The organism is Lacicoccus alkaliphilus DSM 16010 (genome assembly GCF_900142805.1).
GTDB lineage: Bacteria > Bacillota > Bacilli > Staphylococcales > Salinicoccaceae > Lacicoccus > Lacicoccus alkaliphilus.
On sequence record NZ_FRCF01000014.1, the window covers coordinates 12,741 to 29,583 of the forward strand.

The following is a 16,843-nucleotide window of genomic DNA, read 5'->3' on the forward strand; positions in this document are numbered from 1 at the left end:
AAGTCATGAAAGCGATACAGTCGAAAATCTCTCTTGCAGAACAGGCGTTCAATACCTTGAAGGAAGAGATAGCGGCAGGCAGGTTGAAAGTCGGTGATCCGCTCCCCGAAGAGAAGATATCTGCACAGCTCGGCATCAGCCGGACACCACTGCGGGACGCCCTCCACAAACTTGAAAACGAGGGGCTTGTCACTATTAAGCCCGGCAAGCCTGCCGCAGTGGCGGGTTTTTCCAGGGCGGACTCGCTCGATCACCTGGACATGCGGCGGGTCCTGGAAATTGAAAACCTCAGAAGGATCATCCATAAGCTGGATGATGAAATGATCGAGGAACTGGAGAGTAATATGAGGCAGCAGAAAGAAGCCATGGAAGAAGGGAACCATCAACGTTATCTTGAACTGGACAGCGCATTCCACATCATGCTCACCCGGATCAATCCGAATCACCTGTTCCACGATATGGTGAAGAAACTCAGCACCGGTGTGGGGAGGGCTTTTTTGACATTATCCAACACGATCGGGCCGAGTGTCGAAAGTGCTTTCATGGAACATAAGTCGATTATCGATGCCCTGGCGGCAAAGGACCTGTCCCTTGCCGAGGCAGCGATGACCCGTCATCTTGAGAATGTTGAAGACCGTTTTTTGAAATTCTATGAGGACAGGGAGGTCTCCGATGATGGGCTCAGAGATTAAAAACTGGCAGACACCTGAACAAATGTTTGATCTGCTGAACCAGCTGGTCGGTTTCGACAGCCGTACCGGAACCCCGGGCGAATTGGATTTCCCTTTTTTCGTAAAAGAGAAGCTGCAGACACTGCCCTATTTCCAAAAAAATGAAAGCCACCTTCATCTAGTCGATGCCGGTATGGGTCGAAATGCTTTGGTCGCGCACTACAAAACGGATGCCACTCAAGACACCATCGTGCTGATCAGCCACTTTGACGTCGTACATACTAAAGAATTCGGTGACCTTGAAGACCTCGCTTTCGACATCAGGGGAATGACGCAGGCTGTCATGGAAAGGAAAGACGGTTTCAGCCCGTCCGTAAAGAAGGATATTGACTCGGATGATTACATCTTCGGCCGCGGTGTGATGGATATGAAGATCGGCCTCGCACTCCATATGAGCCTGATGGAACTCGCAGGCAACGAAGAATGGCCGGTGAACCTGATACTCGTCACCGTGCCGGATGAAGAAGTGAACTCCGACGGCATGCGGGCGGCTGTGAAGTTCTTATCCGGCCTGAAAGATGCTGAAGGGCTCGACTTGAAACTGATCCTGAACAGTGAACCTTCCTTCAGCCGGAATGCTGAAGATACGGATTATTATATATACACCGGCACCATCGGGAAAATGATGCCTTCCGCATTGTTCTACGGCATCGGCACGCATGCCGGCGAACCGCTTCAGGGACTTACGAGCCATTTCATGAGTTCATATTTGACACAGGCCATGGAATTCAACCCTGATTTCCGCGAAGAAGAATACGGGGAGGCGACGCCCCCGCCGGTCTGCCCTCAGCAGAATGACCTCAAAGGAGATTACTCCACGCAGACTTCCCATCATTCATACGCACTTTACAACGTGTTCACTTTAAGGCGCAGTCCCGGCGAAGTGATGGACATCTACCGTACTGTTGCAGAACGTGCCATGCGCCAGTGCCAATCGCATTACACCGGATTATGTGAAGCACTGGGCATCAAACCGTTGGCCGAAATCAGGACGATCACGTTCCATGAGCTCGCGACCTATGTGAGGGAGAGGCTCGGGACCGATCATTATGACAGAATCATCGACGGCGTCTTCAAAGATGAGACCCTCAACATCCGGGAAAAAGCCATCAAAATCGTCGACCGTCTGATGGATCACTCGAAGGCGCTCGCACCGGCAACGGTGCTGTTCCTGTCCCCTTCCTATTATCCGGCGGTCAACAGTTCGGAGGACCCGGCCCTTAAAGGGAAGGTCGACTCCATCCGGGATGTCTTCAAATCCGATCACGGCGTGGAGGCGGAACAGGTCCATTACTTCAACGGCATTTCCGATCTGAGCTATGTCAATTATACGGGCAGCGAGGCAGGATGGATGGCATTCAAGGAAAACCTGCCGGTCTGGGGAGAGCCTTACACCATCCCCTTCAGGGAGATGCAAAACCTGCAGGCCCCGGTCCTGAACGTCGGGCCCTACGGCAAAGATGCCCATAAGATGACGGAACGCCTGCATAAGGACAGTGCATTCATCCACACTCCCGATGTTTTGAGGAAACTCGTCAAAAGTTATATACGGTAAGCAATAACAGATAAAGGGGATGTTTTTATATGAGGAAGTTCACCTTCATTATACTGATGATGGTATTGATATCATCTGCCTGCGGCAGACCCGGCACAGATGAGGAGAGCGGCCAGAAGACGATCCGAATCGCACACCTGGTCAATCCGACCCAATCCTCCCACATGATGGCGGAAGCATTCAAGGAACAGGTCGAAGAGGAATCCGGCGGACAGCTGAGGGTCGAGATTTATCCATCCGGTTCTTTATTCCCGTCGGACAGGGAAGCCATAGAGGCCGTCCAGCTCGGAAACATTGAAATGACCATTCCCGCACTTGCCAGCCTTTCAGGGTTCGATCAGAATTTCATGATCCTCGATCTGCCTTACTTATTCGAAAATGAGGCAGAAGCCTATTCGGTCCTCGACGGCCCGTTCGGGCAGGAATTGCTTGACGGCCTTGAAGAAGTCAATATCAAGGGGCTGGTCTACGGGGAAAACGGGTTCCGTCATATCACGAATAACATCAACCCGGTCTACACACCTGAAGATATAGAAGGTCAGAAGATGAGGACGCTTGAGAGCCCGGTGCATACGGATTTCTTCAATGCTTTCGGGGCCAATGCCTCACCTTTCGCATTCGGGGAGATGTACTCCTCCCTCCAGCAGGGCACATATGATGCCATGGAGGCGCCCATCGCATTGATGTACACCAGCAATCTTTATGAAGTGCAGGAGTATATGTCATTCACTTCGCATGTATATATGCCCATCGCACTGCTGATGAACAACGATTTCTTTGAGTCCCTTGATGAAGATCATCAGGAAATCCTCATGGATGCAGCTGAAACGTTCAGGGAAGACCAGAGGGAACTGGAACAGGAACAGAATGTTGAGTACCTTGAGGAAATGAAGGAAGCCGGCCTCCAGGTCAATGATGTCTCCGATGAAGAAAAACAGGCCTTCAGGGACAGGGCGGAGCCTGTATACGAAAAGTACAGGGAAATGCTCGGGCCTGAACTGTTTGAAGATTTGGAAGCAGCAATTGAGGAGGCAGAGTGAATCTGTCATTAAATAAGGGGGTCTGAATATGAAAAAAATATTCCACAGATTTGAAGAAGGTTTTCTGATTGCCACTCTGGTGCTCATGGTCGCACTGATTTTCGGTCAGGTCGTCGGCCGCTATGTTTTCCAGAATGCACCCAGCTGGACGGAGGAATTTGCCAGATACATCCACATATTCCAAGTCTGGATCGGGGCAGGATATGCGGTTAAAATACGTAAGCACATCCGCGTCACGGCGTTCGTCGACATGTTCAACGGGGCCACGAGGAAGGTCATGGATATCGCCTCGACGATCATCTGGTTTCTCCTGGTCGTGCTCGTTGCGATTTTCGGCACCCAGCTGGTGATGGCAACATTCCAGTACACCCAGCTCTCACCTGCCACACAAATACCTATCTGGATCGTTTATCTTGCGGTGCCGCTCGGCGCCCTCAGCATGGCTGTCCGCCTGGTCCAGCAGCTTATTAATATTTCCAGGAAAGATTACTCCAACATCAAGGACGAAGAGGAGGCACCTCTATGAATATTATACTTATATTATTCGCTGTTTTGATCGTCTGTTTTTTGATCGGCGTTCCGATCGCCATCTCATTGGGTGTCTCGGCAATGGTTGCAATATGGTTCGGCACGGATCTTCCGATCAACCTGATTGCACAGAAAGCCTTCACATCGCTTGACTCTTTCTCGCTCCTGGCCATCCCCTTCTTCATCCTGGCAGGCGTGCTGATGGGGAGGGGCGGCATTTCGAAGCGGCTGCTTGATATGGCCACGGCACTCGTCGGGTGGATCACGGGCGGACTTTCACTCGTGACGATCGTCGCCTGTATGTTCTTTGCAGCAATCGCAGGGTCCGGGCCGGCGACGGTCGCCGCCATCGGAAGCTTCATGATTCCGGCAATGATCGCCAATAAATACCATGAAGGCTTCTCTGCCGCCATTCCTGCCGCCGCAGGGTCGGTCGGGGTGATACTGCCGCCTTCGATTCCATTCGTCGTCTACGGGGCGGTCGGGAGCGTCTCCGTCGGGGCATTGTTCCTGGCCGGCATACTGCCTGGACTCCTGATCGGTACGGCACTGCTGCTCACAGCGTATCTGCTTTCCAAAAAGCGCGGCTATAAACCTCAGGAAGGTGCAGAAAAGTTCGTCTTTAAAGACGTCCTGAAAACGACATGGGAGGCCAAATGGGCGCTGCTCGTCCCTGTCATCATCCTTGGCGGTATTTACGGCGGTATCTTTTCACCGACGGAAGCTGCGGTGACGGCAGTCGTTTACGCCATCATCGTCGGTGTATTCGTCTATAAGGAACTCGACTGGAAAGCTTTATATGAAGCCTTCATGGAAACGATCATCATCAATGCAACGACCATGATCATCATCAGCTTCTCGGTGTCATTCGCTTTCTTCATGACACTTGAACAGATTCCGAATATGATTGCGGACAGCCTGATGGCACTGACGTCCAACCCGGTCTTCATCCTGCTCATCGTCATCCTGTTCCTGTTGATCGTCGGCATGTTCATCGATACAATTTCCGCATTGATCATCCTGACGCCCATTCTGCTGCCTGTTGTCACGTCAGTCGGCGTGGACCCGATCCACTTTGGTGTCATCCTTGTCGTGGCGCTTGCGATCGGTTTCGTGACTCCGCCGCTCGGTGTCAATTTGTTCGTCGCCTCAAGCGTCGGAGAGGTCAAGTTCGAGAAGGTCGCCTTCGGGGTCATTCCACTCGTGGCCGTGATGATTTTATGCCTGATCATCCTTGCATTCGTACCGGCATTTTCAATGTTCCTGCCCGGCCTGGCCGAATGATGACAGGCTTTCCTTATACAAAAACAGCTGTGATGACTTCACTCATCACAGCTGTTTTCAATTATCCTTTTATTTATGTGCCTCATCTTACTTCCTTCACCGCGAAGTAATTCTCTTCATCATCCGAAAAATTGAAGACACGCCCGTCCGGGGTGTTGACGATATCTCCACATCTGATGCCTTTATTGTTCAAATCGGCATATAATGCATCCAGGTCCCCCGCCCGGAACATCAATGAAGGGGTCTCCAGGTTCACTTCATGGCCGGCCTCCCTTATGAATGCCTTGTCAAAAATCACGATGCTCGTCTCCGAATCCAGGCTGGGTGCAACTTCGACCGACTTATAATCATCGAAGATGAAATCTTCGGCTTTAATGACAAACCCCAGATCCTTCGTCCAAAAAGCTACGGATTGTTCCTGGTTGTCCACATATAACATGACACTTTCCAAACCGTCTATCATACTTACTCCCCCTCCTTAAAATCCCTTGCATCCCAATTATAAGTATCGGTTTACTATTACACAAATATAAAAGATGAAAAAGTTCCCCGCCACATTGGCAGGGAACTGCTGAAAACACTCATTTCTTATGGACGGAGTGGATGATGAGGCCGTCGCCGTAGCGGCGGCGGCTTATTTTTCTGGCATCGGCAGCACTGCGTGCCGGAATTTCATACGTTTGTTTCCCATCATCTTTTTCCATCGTCACAATGAAACACTTCGTACCACATCTCATATTCATACACCCTTTCATGAATCATCGCTTAGAATGGACCGTAATCGATGAAGAATGCAATGACCAGGAATATCGCAGCCGCCCCATACCATAACAGGAGCAGCGGCCAAATGAACTTGAGCCAGTCCGTATACTTGATTTGGGCAATCGCAAGTGCCGCCATGAAGTAACCGGATGTCGGATAGAATATATTCGAGAATCCGTCACCGAACTGGAACGCAAGGACCGCGGTCTGCCTTGTCATCTCCGTGAGGTCTACGAGGCCGACCATGATCGGCATGGTCGCCGCCGCCTGTCCGCTGCCTGAAGGAATCAGGAAGTTCAACAGACCCTGAACGATCATCATGGCCACCGGAACGAGCGATTCGGGAATCGCGGTGATGGCAAGGCTCAGGCCGTGGACGATCGTATCCATGATGGCGCCGTCTTCAAGCACTACAGAAACAGCACGTGCCACACCGACGATGAGAGCACCCAGAAGAATATTCCTGATCCCCTGATTCATCGCCTCTGCAATTTTTGAAGGCCCGAGTCCGCCGATCAGCCCGACAAGCAGGCCGGTCAGGATGTAGAATCCGGCCAATTCAATGAAATACCACTGATATTGGAAGATACCGAACAGCATGAAACCGAGTGCTGCAATGAAGACCCACGTTGCAACCACAGTACGCGTCGTGACGTCCTTCGTCTCTGCATCCTTCTCGGTGAACTGGGCATCATCCACATCATCACTGATGAGTGACTTGCCAGGGTCTTTCTGTACACGTTTGATATAGAAGCTTACAAACACTATACCGATGATCGTCATCACCGTCAGGACGATGGCGCGGTAGCCCATACCGGAAAATAAAGGCAGTTCCGCAATCGTCTGGGCGGTCCCGAGGTTCGCAGGCGCGGTGAGCGCCACCGTGAACCCGACCACAGTTGCAATCAGCACAGTGGCCGTCGCGGCCATCCTGTCGAAACCGAGCCTGAGGAACAATGGCAGCAGGGCGGGCAGGAAGATCAGCGAGGATTCTATGTTGCCCGTCAATGCCACGAAAAGCGCCAGGGGCACGACAATGACAGGAATGATCAATAACCCCTTGTTGCCGAACTGTTTGATCAAAAAGTTGATGATCATATCGATGACCCCGGCCCTTTCGATGACTTTGAACATCGCACCGATGGCCATGATACCGAAAATGATGATGACCGTCTGCTCGACCCCGCGCGGTATCGCCGTCATGAATTCAAAAAATCCCACAGGCGACTGTGCGATGAAATCAAATGTACCCGGAATGATGACAGAACGCCCATCCACTTCCTCACGCGCAAACTCACCTGCAGGCACTATGTAGGATGCCGCTGCCCCGATTGCGATTAATATGAAGAGTATCACATAAATATGCGGCATCTCAAACTTGCGTTTATTTGTATGCTTTGCCAAATCAAAACCCCCAATCAATATTTGAAAAATTATAATAACTTACATAAAAACTATTATTACATAATTTCCCGGGGAATAGGACCTGCCATGCATTTTTGGTTTTAAGTTACCATATATAATCATTATATTGGAAATTATGTTTCATCATGTATGGAGCATTTTATTCTTTAAAAAGGAATGAACATGCATAGTCTCGGGTATCGTTAAATTATACAGAAGGAGTGAAGTCAATGCGTGAAATCACATTGGGGCTGATCACCGCTTTCGGTTATCCCGAAAGATCCGGTGAGACTTTGGAGACGAAGAGAAAGCGGACAGGGAGGCGTCTTGATGGAGCGTATCATCAATTTCAACAATGAAATAAAGATGGCCTTGCAGCAAGATGATGGCCGGACATTCAGGGAAATCTTCCTGAATCTGCATCCCATGGACCAGGCGGCGATATATCTGGATATGGACCGGCAGCAGCATCTCCAGATTCAGCAGCACCTCACGCCAAGTGCATTTGCAGGCATCTTCCAGGCGCTCGACCTGCAACACCAGGAAAAAGCAGTGGAGGAAATGGATGATGCTTATATTGCCCATATGTTTGAGGCCATGTATGCCGACAATGTCGCAGATTTCCTTGAAAGACAGGATGCAGGTTACCGGGAGAAGATCATATCCCTCATGACCGGGGAAGGCCGGGCGGAAGTGAGGGAACTTCTCGACTACGCAGAAGACAGTGCCGGTACGATCATGACCAAGGAATACATCGCTGTATTGGAAAGTGATACGGTCGGTGAGGTCATGGAGAAACTCTCAGCCGAAGCGACCCGGGCGGTGACCATCTACTATGTATATGTCATCGGTCCCGACCATCGCTTGAAAGGGGTCGCTTCGCTGAGGGAGTTGATCATCGCTCCGGATGATGCCGGGGTAGGTTCCATCATGCAGACCCACCTCATTTCAGCGGGGGTTGATGACGATCAGGAAGATGTCGCCAAAGTGATACAGAAGTATGATCTGATCGCCCTCCCCGTCGTTACGGATCAGGGGCTTCTTGCGGGAATCGTTACAGTGGATGACATCCTCGATGTCGTACATATTGAAATCGAAGAGGACTTCGGTGAACTGGGTACGACCCGCGGGGCGATGGATTATAATCTGACCATCTTCCAGTCCGCCAAAAAACGCGGCCCGTGGATCATCATGCTGATGCTGCTCGGGATGATCACGGCGAACATCATCGGTGCATTCGAGGAAACACTCGAGGCAGTCGTACTGTTGTCGGCCTTCATCCCTCTCATCATGGATTCTGCCGGCAACACCGGGACACAGGCATTGACGGTCGCCGTGCGCAACCTTGCACTCGGGAACATCGGCCCCGGATCGGTATTGAAGACGCTGGGGCGCGAACTGGGCACAGGATTCCTGATCGGTGCCGCCTCTGCGGTTGCATTGATGATACTGATCCCGATATTCTATCCGGATGGTGGCATGATGTTCGCCGCAATCGTAGGTCTGACACTCGTAACGACCTTAAGCCTGTCTGCAGTCGTCGGGGCGCTCATACCTCTCATCATCAAAAAACTGCACATCGATCCGGCAGTCGCATCGGGCCCCTTCATCACCACGATCAACGACATCATGGGGCTGCTCATTTATTTCACGATCGCCACGACGCTGCTCGGTCAGTTATGATGGAACCTCTCCCATATAAGGGGTCAGGAGGATATTTTTCAGCATAGGGCCGTATCCATGACATAACCCAAGGTCCGGACCGCCACTTGTATCACGGGCTTCCGCCCGCCACCTCAAAGCGCCATTTCACCCTGGTCTGCAAACAAAAAGGAGGCTGCAGCTGCAGCCTCCTTTTTTCCATTACTTACCCCATACTTCTTCTGCGACCTCTTTGACCAGCTGGAGTTTGTCCCACTGTTCTTTTTCCGTCAGGTTGTTGCCTTCTTCCGTAGAAGCAAAGCCGCACTGCGGACTGATGCATAATCTGTCTTTATCGATATACTTCGCCGCTTCTTCGATGCGCGCTTTGATCTCTTCCTTATCCTCAAGCCTCGGCACTTTCGAAGAGATCAGGCCGAGCACGACCACTTTATCTCCACTCACCTTCGACAGTGATTCAAAACCACCGGCACGTTCCGTATCGAACTCAAGATAGTAGCCTTCCACATTCTCTTCGCCGAATAAAATATCCGCGACAGTGTCGTATGCACCGGAAGACGCCCATGTCGAACGGTAATTGCCGCGGCAAACGTGTGTCGTGATCACCAGGTCTTCAGGTGCACCTTCAATGGCTTTGTTGTTCACTTCCACATATTTAAGGCTTAAATCTTCAACCGTGAAGTCGCCCGCCATATTTTTCCAATAGTCCTCATCGACGATCATGCCCCATGTGCAGTCATCGAGCTGCAGGTTACGGCAGCCCGCTTCATATAATTCTTTGATGAACGTCCGGTATGCTGCAGCGATATCTTCAAGAAGCGCCCCTTCATCCGGGTAAAACTGGTCAGTCGCCTCTTTGTTGTCCGGTCGCTGCAGTTCCGCCAGGAACTGGGCCGGGGCCGGAATCGTCTGCCTTGCAATGATTTCATCATCTGCAAACCGGTTCACGAATTTGAAATGGTCTATGAAAGGATGCCCCGAACCGCCGAGCTTGCCTGTCAGGCGTGCGGATTCTGCACGTGTTTCGACTTCAGCGAACTGGTAGCCTTCATCGACTTCCACCTTCTCCACGCCTTCAAGACCCCACATGAAATCGAGATGCCACCATGACCTGCGGAATTCACCATCCGTGATCGCCTTCAGGCCGATCTCCTTCTGCTTTTCGATCAGCTCTTCTATCGCTTCATCTTCAACCGATTTCAGCTCCCCTTCAGAAATCGTGTCTTTGGCGAATGCATCACGTGCTTCCTTCAAGCGCAGCGGGCGCAGGAAACTGCCCACGTTATCGAATCTGTAAGGTGCTGTTTTCCGTTCATTTATACTTTTCGTCGTCATATCCTACCACTCCTCTATGTTTTTATGATATATCAAGATTAACATATATTTCAGCAATAGCATAAAAGTTAAAATTCATGCTTAGATATAGCTTTAAGCTATGACCGATTTAAGGTATACTGTGAATCATTACGATTTGGAAAGCAGGGGTTCAGATGACACTGCAACAATTGAAATATCTGATAGAAGTCGTGAACACAGGCTCCATCAATGAGGCTGCCAAAAACTTGTTCATTTCACAGCCGACATTATCGAAAGCCATCAAGACGCTGGAGAATGAAATCGGCATCCTCATATTCACCAGGACGTCCACAGGCATCGTCCTCTCTTCGGACGGCGCGGAATTCATGAGCTATGCAAGACAGGTCGTCGAGCAGGTGAACCTGATGGAACACCGGTACCTTGATTCGCCTTATCAGGAACGGCTGCTGTCGGTCTCCACCCAGCATTATTCATTTTCAGTGGATGCGATGGTCAAGATGATCGGACAGTACGGCGGGGATAAGTACCAGTTCACCCTCAGGGAGACGAAGACATTTGAAATCATCGACGATGTCAAGAACCTGACGAGTGAAGTCGGTGTCCTGTATATGAACAGTTTCAATGAGCAGGTGATCTCCCAGCTCATCAAAGAGAACCATCTGGCGTTCGAGCCTTTATTTTCAGCCAATCCCCATGTCTTCATCAGCAGGGACAATCCCCTGGCGAATAAAGAGACAGTCACCATTGAAGATCTGATGCCCTACCCGAGGTTGTCATTCGAGCAGGGTAAGAACAATTCCTTCTATTTCTCCGAAGAGATCTTAAAGACGCTGGACGTCCCCAAAAATATACTCGTCAGTGACCGTGCCACTTTATTCAACTGTCTGATCGGTTTGAACGGCTATACCATTTCGACCGGCATTTTGAGCGAGGAGCTGAACGGCACCGAGATCATCCCCGTCAGACTGGAGGTTGATGACCGGATCACCGTCGGGACTTTGACCAATAAAAAAGCACAGCTCAGCCGGATGGCCAAACTGTACCTGGAAGAGCTGGAGAAGTGCATCGAGTCATATGAAATTTTATAGGAAGCGCTTCATGCCTTCATGCGTCACTTCAAAGCCGAGCTTATGATAGAATGCATGCGCCCCGCTGCGGCGCTTGTCTGTCGTCAGCTGCACCAGCCCGCAGCCATGTTCTTTCGAAAGGCGGATCGCTTCTTCGAATAAAGCCCGCCCGATGCCTTTTTTCTGGTGGTCTTTGTGCACACGCACCCCTTCGATCTGCGCGCGCTTCATCCCGCCCCTTGCAAGCGTCGGGATGAAAGTGAGCTGCAGGCAGCCGGTGATCGTGCCGTTCTCGGTGGAAAGCAGGATCTGATTGCCCGTTTGTGCCTCGATGTCCTTGAATGAGCCGAGATACTTATCTTCTACAGTCTCCGAGACCGTCTCACGCGTTTTGCCCAGCTCATCATCCGCGAGCATCGCCACGATATCCTTGAGGTCGTCCGCCGTCGCGAATCTGAAATCCATTGCCTCACCCCTTTTACTGGATTATAGCAGGGTTTCCAGGGAATTTCATTTTGGTGATGACATGAAGCGTCGGCATTTGCTGCTTTCATGGCATGAGACGCCCTTCTGTGACACGAAACCAGAGCTTTCACATCTTTCGTGGCATGAAACGCCCTTCTGTGACACGAAACCAGAGCTTTCACATCTTTCGTGGCATGAGACGCCCTTCTGTGACACGAAACCAGGACTTCCACATCTTTCGTGGCATGAAACACCCTCCCTCTACATCACTGGTTACCTATCGGTCGCCTGCACACCCATGTTGCCCCATATTCATCGGTCAACGCCTGCTTTATATTCAATATGGCGTTGCCGCTGAAAACGTCGTTCCTGATATCATTGAATGCCTTTGATTCTTCTTCCGTCAGAGCATCACGTGACAGCAGTTTCCTGAACCAGTCCTTCACTTCTTCAGGATGGAGGTTGCCTGAAATCGAAGAAAGACGGTTATATCCCGAAGTTATTTTATCTTCCAGGCCGACTTCACCGCCGGCGTAATAAAGAAAACCATCACCGATTGCTTCTTTCAATATACCCATTTTATCGCTGTCACCCGGGTCTTTTATTCCTATGACCCGGGTGTTGCGGCTCAAAGTGATGATGCTTTCCGCTGATAAATCAAAGCCCGTACGACCAGGGTTATTATATAGAATGACCGGCTTGCCAGCCGCCTCTATGATTATTTCCGAATAAGCCACGGCTTCTTCCTGAGAAGGGATGATATAGGGCGGATAGCCCAGCATCATCGCTGAAATATTCGACTCCCCCACCCTGGATGCCAATTCTTCTGCATCTTTTTGCCTGATTGCTGAGACGCCCATGATGATTTCCATTTCCTCAGTTAAGGATGGCTCATTCTCAATTGCCTCGAGCAGGCTCACCTTCTCCTCCAGACTTAAACTATGTTGTTCACCGGTGGTCCCGGAAACCATGACGGAGCGGATACCGCGTGAATACAAAATTTTAACATGCTTGATCGTCTTCCCGATATTTAAGGACTCGTCCTCATCAAACGCTGTAGGTACCGCAACATGCATCTTTTCTTTCAACATACAACTGCATCCTTTCAAATTGATATAAAAATAGAGGGATAAAACCTATGCAGGTTCTATCCCTAATTAATCCATTATACTTCCCTATGATTATATCACTTTCCAGCATGCTCGATTGCTTCTCCAAGTATCTCCAATCCTTTATTTAATTCTTCCTCTGTAATAACAAGTGGTGTCAGGAAGCGGATGACATTATCAAATACCCCGGCTGACAGCAAAACCAATCCATTCTCATTAGCATAACTGGTTATTTTGTTCTTAGTTTCTTTGTCCGGGGTGTGCCTCTTATCATCCTTTATAATTTCAACTGCAACCATAGCTCCTGAACGCCTAATCTCTCCAATAAACGAATGGCGTTCTTGATAATTTTTCAAAAGCTCCTCCAATTTCTGACCAATCTTTTCCGCTTTATTACAGAGATCTTCCTCTTGGATGACTTCCAACACTGCCAGCCCAGCTGCACAGGCAACCGGATTCCCAGCAAATGTACCACCAATCTCACCTGTTGCGGCCGAGTCAAGAATTTCTGATCTCCCCACTACCCCGCTTAAAGGCAGGCCTGCAGATAATGATTTTGAAACCACCATGAGATCAGGCTCTGTTCCAAAATGTTCGGATGCAAACAATTTACCGGTCCGACCAAAGCCCGTTTGAATTTCATCGGCGATAAAAACAATATCATGCTTTTTACAGAATTGTGCGACTGCGTTTACAAAGCTTTTTGGGGGAATCAAAAATCCTGCTTCGCCCTGGATGGGTTCCATAACCACACATGCCACATTTTCAGGTGCTACTGTTTCTATGAAGAACTTATAAAAATCATCTGTAATCATTTCAGTATATTCCTCTTCAGTCAACGACGGATGTCTACGGTATACATTGGGATAGGGCGCATGATATATATCTGATGCGAATGGACCGAAACCATTTTTATAAGGCTTCACTTTACTTGTCATACTCATCGTAAGGTTTGTGCGTCCGTGGAACCCTCCTTTAAAGGAGACGACGGCCGCCCTGCCGGTGTATTTCCTTGCCATCTTAACTGCATTTTCTACTCCTTCAGCACCAGAATTAAAAAAAGCTGCTTTTTTTTCAAAATCACCTGGTGTGAGGCCGCATAGCTTTTCTGCCAGTTCTATATAGCTTTCATACATGATACAATTGAAACCTGGATGTAAAAATTTTTCAGCTTGGTTTTTGACTGCTTCTGTAACCTTCGGGTGGCTATGCCCGACATTCAAGACCCCGATTGCACCTCCAAAATCAATCACTTCTCTGCCTTCAGGGTCTGTTATCGTCGCCCCCCGGGCGTAAGATGCGATACTCTTATTACCATTGCTGATGCTTTTGGAAACGAATTGCTCTCTCTTTTTCTGAAGCTCCTGAGTTCTGTCCATATTAATGTAACCCCTTTCATATTTTTCAAGCAGTTTAATAAAATGATCGCCAACCTCTGAAGTCGATGCTTTACCTCCCAAATCGCTAGTTAACACATCTTTATCGTTTAATATAGTAACTATTGCCTTTAAAATGATTTCTCCCCATTCTTTTTCTTCAAAGTAATCCATCATCTGACTGACTGACCAAATAGCAGCGAGTGGGTTTGCAATGTCCTGTCCCGCGATATCTGGGGCTGACCCATGCACAGGCTCGAACATTGAAGGATAATTCTTTTCAGGATTAATATTGGCTCCGGTGGCTAATCCAAGACCCCCTGTAATACCAGCACCTATATCAGTTAAGATATCTCCAAACAGGTTTGAAGTCACAACAATCTCAAACCTGCCTGGATCCGAGACAAAGTACAAACTTGCAGCATCCACCAGATATGAGTACGTTTTAACGTCAGGGTACTCTTTGCCTACTTCCTCAAAAACTTCATCCCAGAAGACCATCGAATAGTTCAAAGCATTACCTTTGCTTACACTGGTTAAAGTTTTACCTTGCTTATGTGCCTCTTCGTATGCATAACGGATAATCCTCTCGGTCCCTTTTCTTGAAAATACCCCAGTCTGCAGTACGACTTCTTCAGGTTCCCCTTTGTACAGCCACTCACCTGCACCAGAATATTCGCCCTCGCTGTTTTCTCTGATCACTAAAAAATCAATATCCTCTTTTCTTTTATCTTTAAAAGGTGTGAGTCCTTCATTTAGTAATGTGATCGGCCGAAGATTGACATACAAATCAAACTCCCTTCGTATCTTTATCAGTAAATCCCTCAGAGACACATGATCGGGAACGCCAGGGTATCCGACTGCCCCAAGATAAATTGCATCAAAACCCTTCAGCTTATCGATGCCATCTTCATCCATCATTTCTCCAGTTTCCAAATAATACTCACAACCCCAAGGAAATGATTTAAAAGAGAATGATAAATTGTCGTCCATTTTTTCAATTGCTTTTAAGACCTTTACGCCTTCATTTATCACTTCATTACCGATTCCATCACCAGGTATCAGCGCGATATTATAATTCTTCATATCCTACCCCTTAAAAGTCTTATATTAAATTCCCATTGATACGTATTGCATTTCTAAAAACTCATCTATACCTTGATGTCCACCTTCACGTCCTAAACCACTTTCCTTCAAACCGCCAAATGGAGCCTGAACTGCTGAGGGTGCACCATCGTTCCAACCTACTATTCCGAAATCGATATCTTCTATTATCCTCGTACCCTTGGATATACTTTCTGTGAAAACATAAGCCGCTAATCCAAAAGGTGTATCATTAGCTAACCGAATTACTTCATCAATAGTTTCAAATTTTTGAATCGGTGCCACAGGGCCGAAAGTCTCTTCATTCATCATCAACATATCATTTGTCGCATTTTTTATTATCGTTGGAATGTAATAGTTGCCCTGTTCAGAAGGTTGTTCTCCTCCATGAACCACTTGCGCCCCTTTTTCCAGGGCATCTGCTACATGGCTTGAAACCTTTTCTACACCAGCTTTATTTATCAATGGGCCGATATTGATACCCTCTTCCATCCCGTCACCGACTTTAAGTTCTTTAACTTTTTCAGTCAGCGCATCAACGAACTTGTTGTGTATTTCACTCTGAACATAAATCCTGTTACCACAAACACAAGTCTGTCCTGAATTCCTGAACTTCGAAGCAATAGTCCCATCTACTGCTTTATTAATGTCTGCATCGTCAAGCACGATGATTGGTGCATGACCACCAAGTTCTAGACTGAGCTTCTTTATTGTTTCAGAACCCTGTTTCATCAAGATTTTGCCCACTTCCGTGGAACCTGTGAACGTAACTTTTCTTACCCTTGAATCCAATAGAAGCACTTCGCCAATTTCCTTGGAAGATCCTACAACAATATTTATTACTCCCTTGGGAAACCCTGCTTCTTCAGCAAGCTGCACAAGTTTGATTGCTGTCAACGGCGTCTCACTGGAAGGTTTAATGACAACGGTACACCCGGCAGCCAGTGCCGGTCCCATTTTCCTTGTCAACATGGCTGCCGGAAAGTTCCATGGTGTAATCGCTGCGACCACACCCACAGGTTTCTTCCATACTTGAAGCCGTTTATTAGAGTCATGTGTCGGGATATTCTCCCCGTAAACCCTCTTAGCTTCTTCGGCGTACCATTCTATATAATTGGCTGCATAGTGCACTTCACCCTTAGCTTCTGATAGGGGCTTACCCATTTCACGCGTCATCAGTTCAGCCAGTTCCGCCTCGTTTTCAATCATTAATCCATATAATTTTTTCAAAAGCGCTGCTCTTTCATAAGCAGTCGTCTTTGACCACGTCCTGAAGGCATCATCTGCCGCCTCAACGGCTGCAGCAGCTTCTTTCTTTCCACCTTTCGGCACTTCTGATATCAATTCTCCTGTGGCCGGGTTATGGACTGATAATTTATTTAAAGACTCCCCAGTCCATTCACCGTTTATATAAAGTAAGTTATGCATAACTGCACCTC

General features: G+C 48.6%; 16 protein-coding genes and 1 pseudogene. 8 read left to right on the forward strand and 9 right to left on the reverse strand.

What is annotated here, in order from left to right; genetic code table 11:
* Positions 1-5: 5 nt before the first annotated feature.
* Genes BUA12_RS11575 through BUA12_RS11595 form a run of 5 tightly spaced genes read left to right on the forward strand, consistent with a single transcriptional unit; the run spans position 6 to position 5,138 of the window.
* Entirely contained in the window at positions 6-692 is a 687-nt protein-coding gene (locus BUA12_RS11575; RefSeq protein WP_072710781.1) for a GntR family transcriptional regulator, read from the forward strand.
* Positions 676-2,286, forward strand: coding sequence for a M20/M25/M40 family metallo-hydrolase (locus BUA12_RS11580; protein ID WP_072710823.1), 1,611 nt, complete (start codon positions 676-678; stop codon positions 2,284-2,286). The genes BUA12_RS11575 and BUA12_RS11580 overlap by 17 nt, the downstream gene beginning before the upstream one ends.
* A 29-nt stretch (positions 2,287-2,315) precedes the next feature.
* Positions 2,316-3,326 (forward strand): DctP family TRAP transporter solute-binding subunit, encoded by a 1,011-nt coding sequence (locus tag BUA12_RS11585; RefSeq protein ID WP_072710782.1) that lies wholly within the window; start codon positions 2,316-2,318, stop codon positions 3,324-3,326.
* 28 nt (positions 3,327-3,354) lie between these two features.
* A complete protein-coding gene (locus tag BUA12_RS11590) occupies positions 3,355-3,852 on the forward strand; it encodes a TRAP transporter small permease (protein ID WP_072710783.1) in 498 nt (165 codons plus the stop codon).
* Positions 3,849-5,138: a TRAP transporter large permease gene (locus BUA12_RS11595; RefSeq protein ID WP_072710784.1), complete on the forward strand. Its 1,290-nt coding sequence runs from the start codon at positions 3,849-3,851 to the stop codon at positions 5,136-5,138. The genes BUA12_RS11590 and BUA12_RS11595 overlap by 4 nt, the downstream gene beginning before the upstream one ends.
* Before the next feature lie 82 nt (positions 5,139-5,220).
* Here the strand turns inward: BUA12_RS11595 and BUA12_RS11600 are convergent, their stop codons facing one another.
* From BUA12_RS11600 to BUA12_RS11605, 3 genes are all read right to left on the reverse strand, one after another.
* Positions 5,221-5,601: a VOC family protein gene (locus BUA12_RS11600; protein ID WP_072710785.1), complete on the reverse strand. Its 381-nt coding sequence runs from the start codon at positions 5,599-5,601 to the stop codon at positions 5,221-5,223.
* A 118-nt stretch (positions 5,602-5,719) separates the two neighbouring features.
* On the reverse strand, positions 5,720-5,875 hold the full coding sequence (locus BUA12_RS13120; protein ID WP_178138269.1) for a hypothetical protein: 156 nt from the start codon (positions 5,873-5,875) through the stop codon (positions 5,720-5,722).
* 28 nt (positions 5,876-5,903) lie between these two features.
* Complete coding sequence (locus BUA12_RS11605; protein ID WP_084670184.1) at positions 5,904-7,304, reverse strand: YfcC family protein; 1,401 nt, start codon at positions 7,302-7,304, stop codon at positions 5,904-5,906.
* 230 nt (positions 7,305-7,534) lie between these two features.
* Here BUA12_RS11605 and BUA12_RS13250 point away from each other — a divergent pair, with 230 nt between their 5' ends.
* Together BUA12_RS13250 and mgtE are read left to right on the forward strand one after the other, a co-directional pair.
* On the forward strand, positions 7,535-7,663 hold the full coding sequence (locus BUA12_RS13250) for a hypothetical protein (RefSeq protein WP_281248140.1): 129 nt from the start codon (positions 7,535-7,537) through the stop codon (positions 7,661-7,663).
* Complete coding sequence (gene mgtE / locus BUA12_RS11610; RefSeq protein WP_072710786.1) at positions 7,635-8,987, forward strand: magnesium transporter; 1,353 nt, start codon at positions 7,635-7,637, stop codon at positions 8,985-8,987. Before BUA12_RS13250 ends, mgtE begins: the two co-directional genes overlap by 29 nt.
* 180 nt (positions 8,988-9,167) lie before the next feature.
* Here mgtE and BUA12_RS11615 read toward each other — a convergent pair whose 3' ends face one another.
* The gene (locus BUA12_RS11615) at positions 9,168-10,301 is read right to left on the reverse strand and encodes a 5-methyltetrahydropteroyltriglutamate--homocysteine S-methyltransferase (protein ID WP_072710787.1); all 1,134 of its coding nucleotides are present in this window, start codon (positions 10,299-10,301) and stop codon (positions 9,168-9,170) included.
* Positions 10,302-10,456: 155 nt separating this feature from the next.
* Between BUA12_RS11615 and BUA12_RS11620 the strand changes: the two genes are divergently transcribed.
* The gene (locus BUA12_RS11620) at positions 10,457-11,371 is read left to right on the forward strand and encodes a LysR family transcriptional regulator (protein ID WP_072710788.1); all 915 of its coding nucleotides are present in this window, start codon (positions 10,457-10,459) and stop codon (positions 11,369-11,371) included.
* On the opposite strand, the gene BUA12_RS11625 is transcribed toward BUA12_RS11620, so the two are convergent.
* From BUA12_RS11625 to BUA12_RS11645, 5 genes and pseudogenes are all read right to left on the reverse strand, one after another.
* Complete coding sequence (locus BUA12_RS11625) at positions 11,366-11,815, reverse strand: GNAT family N-acetyltransferase (protein WP_072710789.1); 450 nt, start codon at positions 11,813-11,815, stop codon at positions 11,366-11,368. The two genes, BUA12_RS11620 and BUA12_RS11625, sit on opposite strands and share 6 nt — an antisense overlap.
* 266 nt (positions 11,816-12,081) lie before the next feature.
* Positions 12,082-12,906 carry a dihydrodipicolinate synthase family protein gene (locus tag BUA12_RS11630; protein ID WP_072710790.1) on the reverse strand — a complete coding sequence of 275 codons (825 nt, stop codon included), beginning with the start codon at positions 12,904-12,906 and terminating at the stop codon, positions 12,082-12,084.
* Positions 12,907-13,001: 95 nt separating this feature from the next.
* A complete protein-coding gene (gabT, locus tag BUA12_RS13125) occupies positions 13,002-14,303 on the reverse strand; it encodes a 4-aminobutyrate--2-oxoglutarate transaminase (protein WP_072710825.1) in 1,302 nt (433 codons plus the stop codon).
* Between the two features lie 21 nt (positions 14,304-14,324).
* Positions 14,325-15,386 (reverse strand): annotated as a pseudogene (locus BUA12_RS13130) (tartrate dehydrogenase); the annotation flags it as partial.
* Positions 15,387-15,410: 24 nt separating this feature from the next.
* Positions 15,411-16,832 carry an NAD-dependent succinate-semialdehyde dehydrogenase gene (locus BUA12_RS11645; RefSeq protein ID WP_072710791.1) on the reverse strand — a complete coding sequence of 474 codons (1,422 nt, stop codon included), beginning with the start codon at positions 16,830-16,832 and terminating at the stop codon, positions 15,411-15,413.
* Positions 16,833-16,843 lie beyond the last annotated feature (11 nt).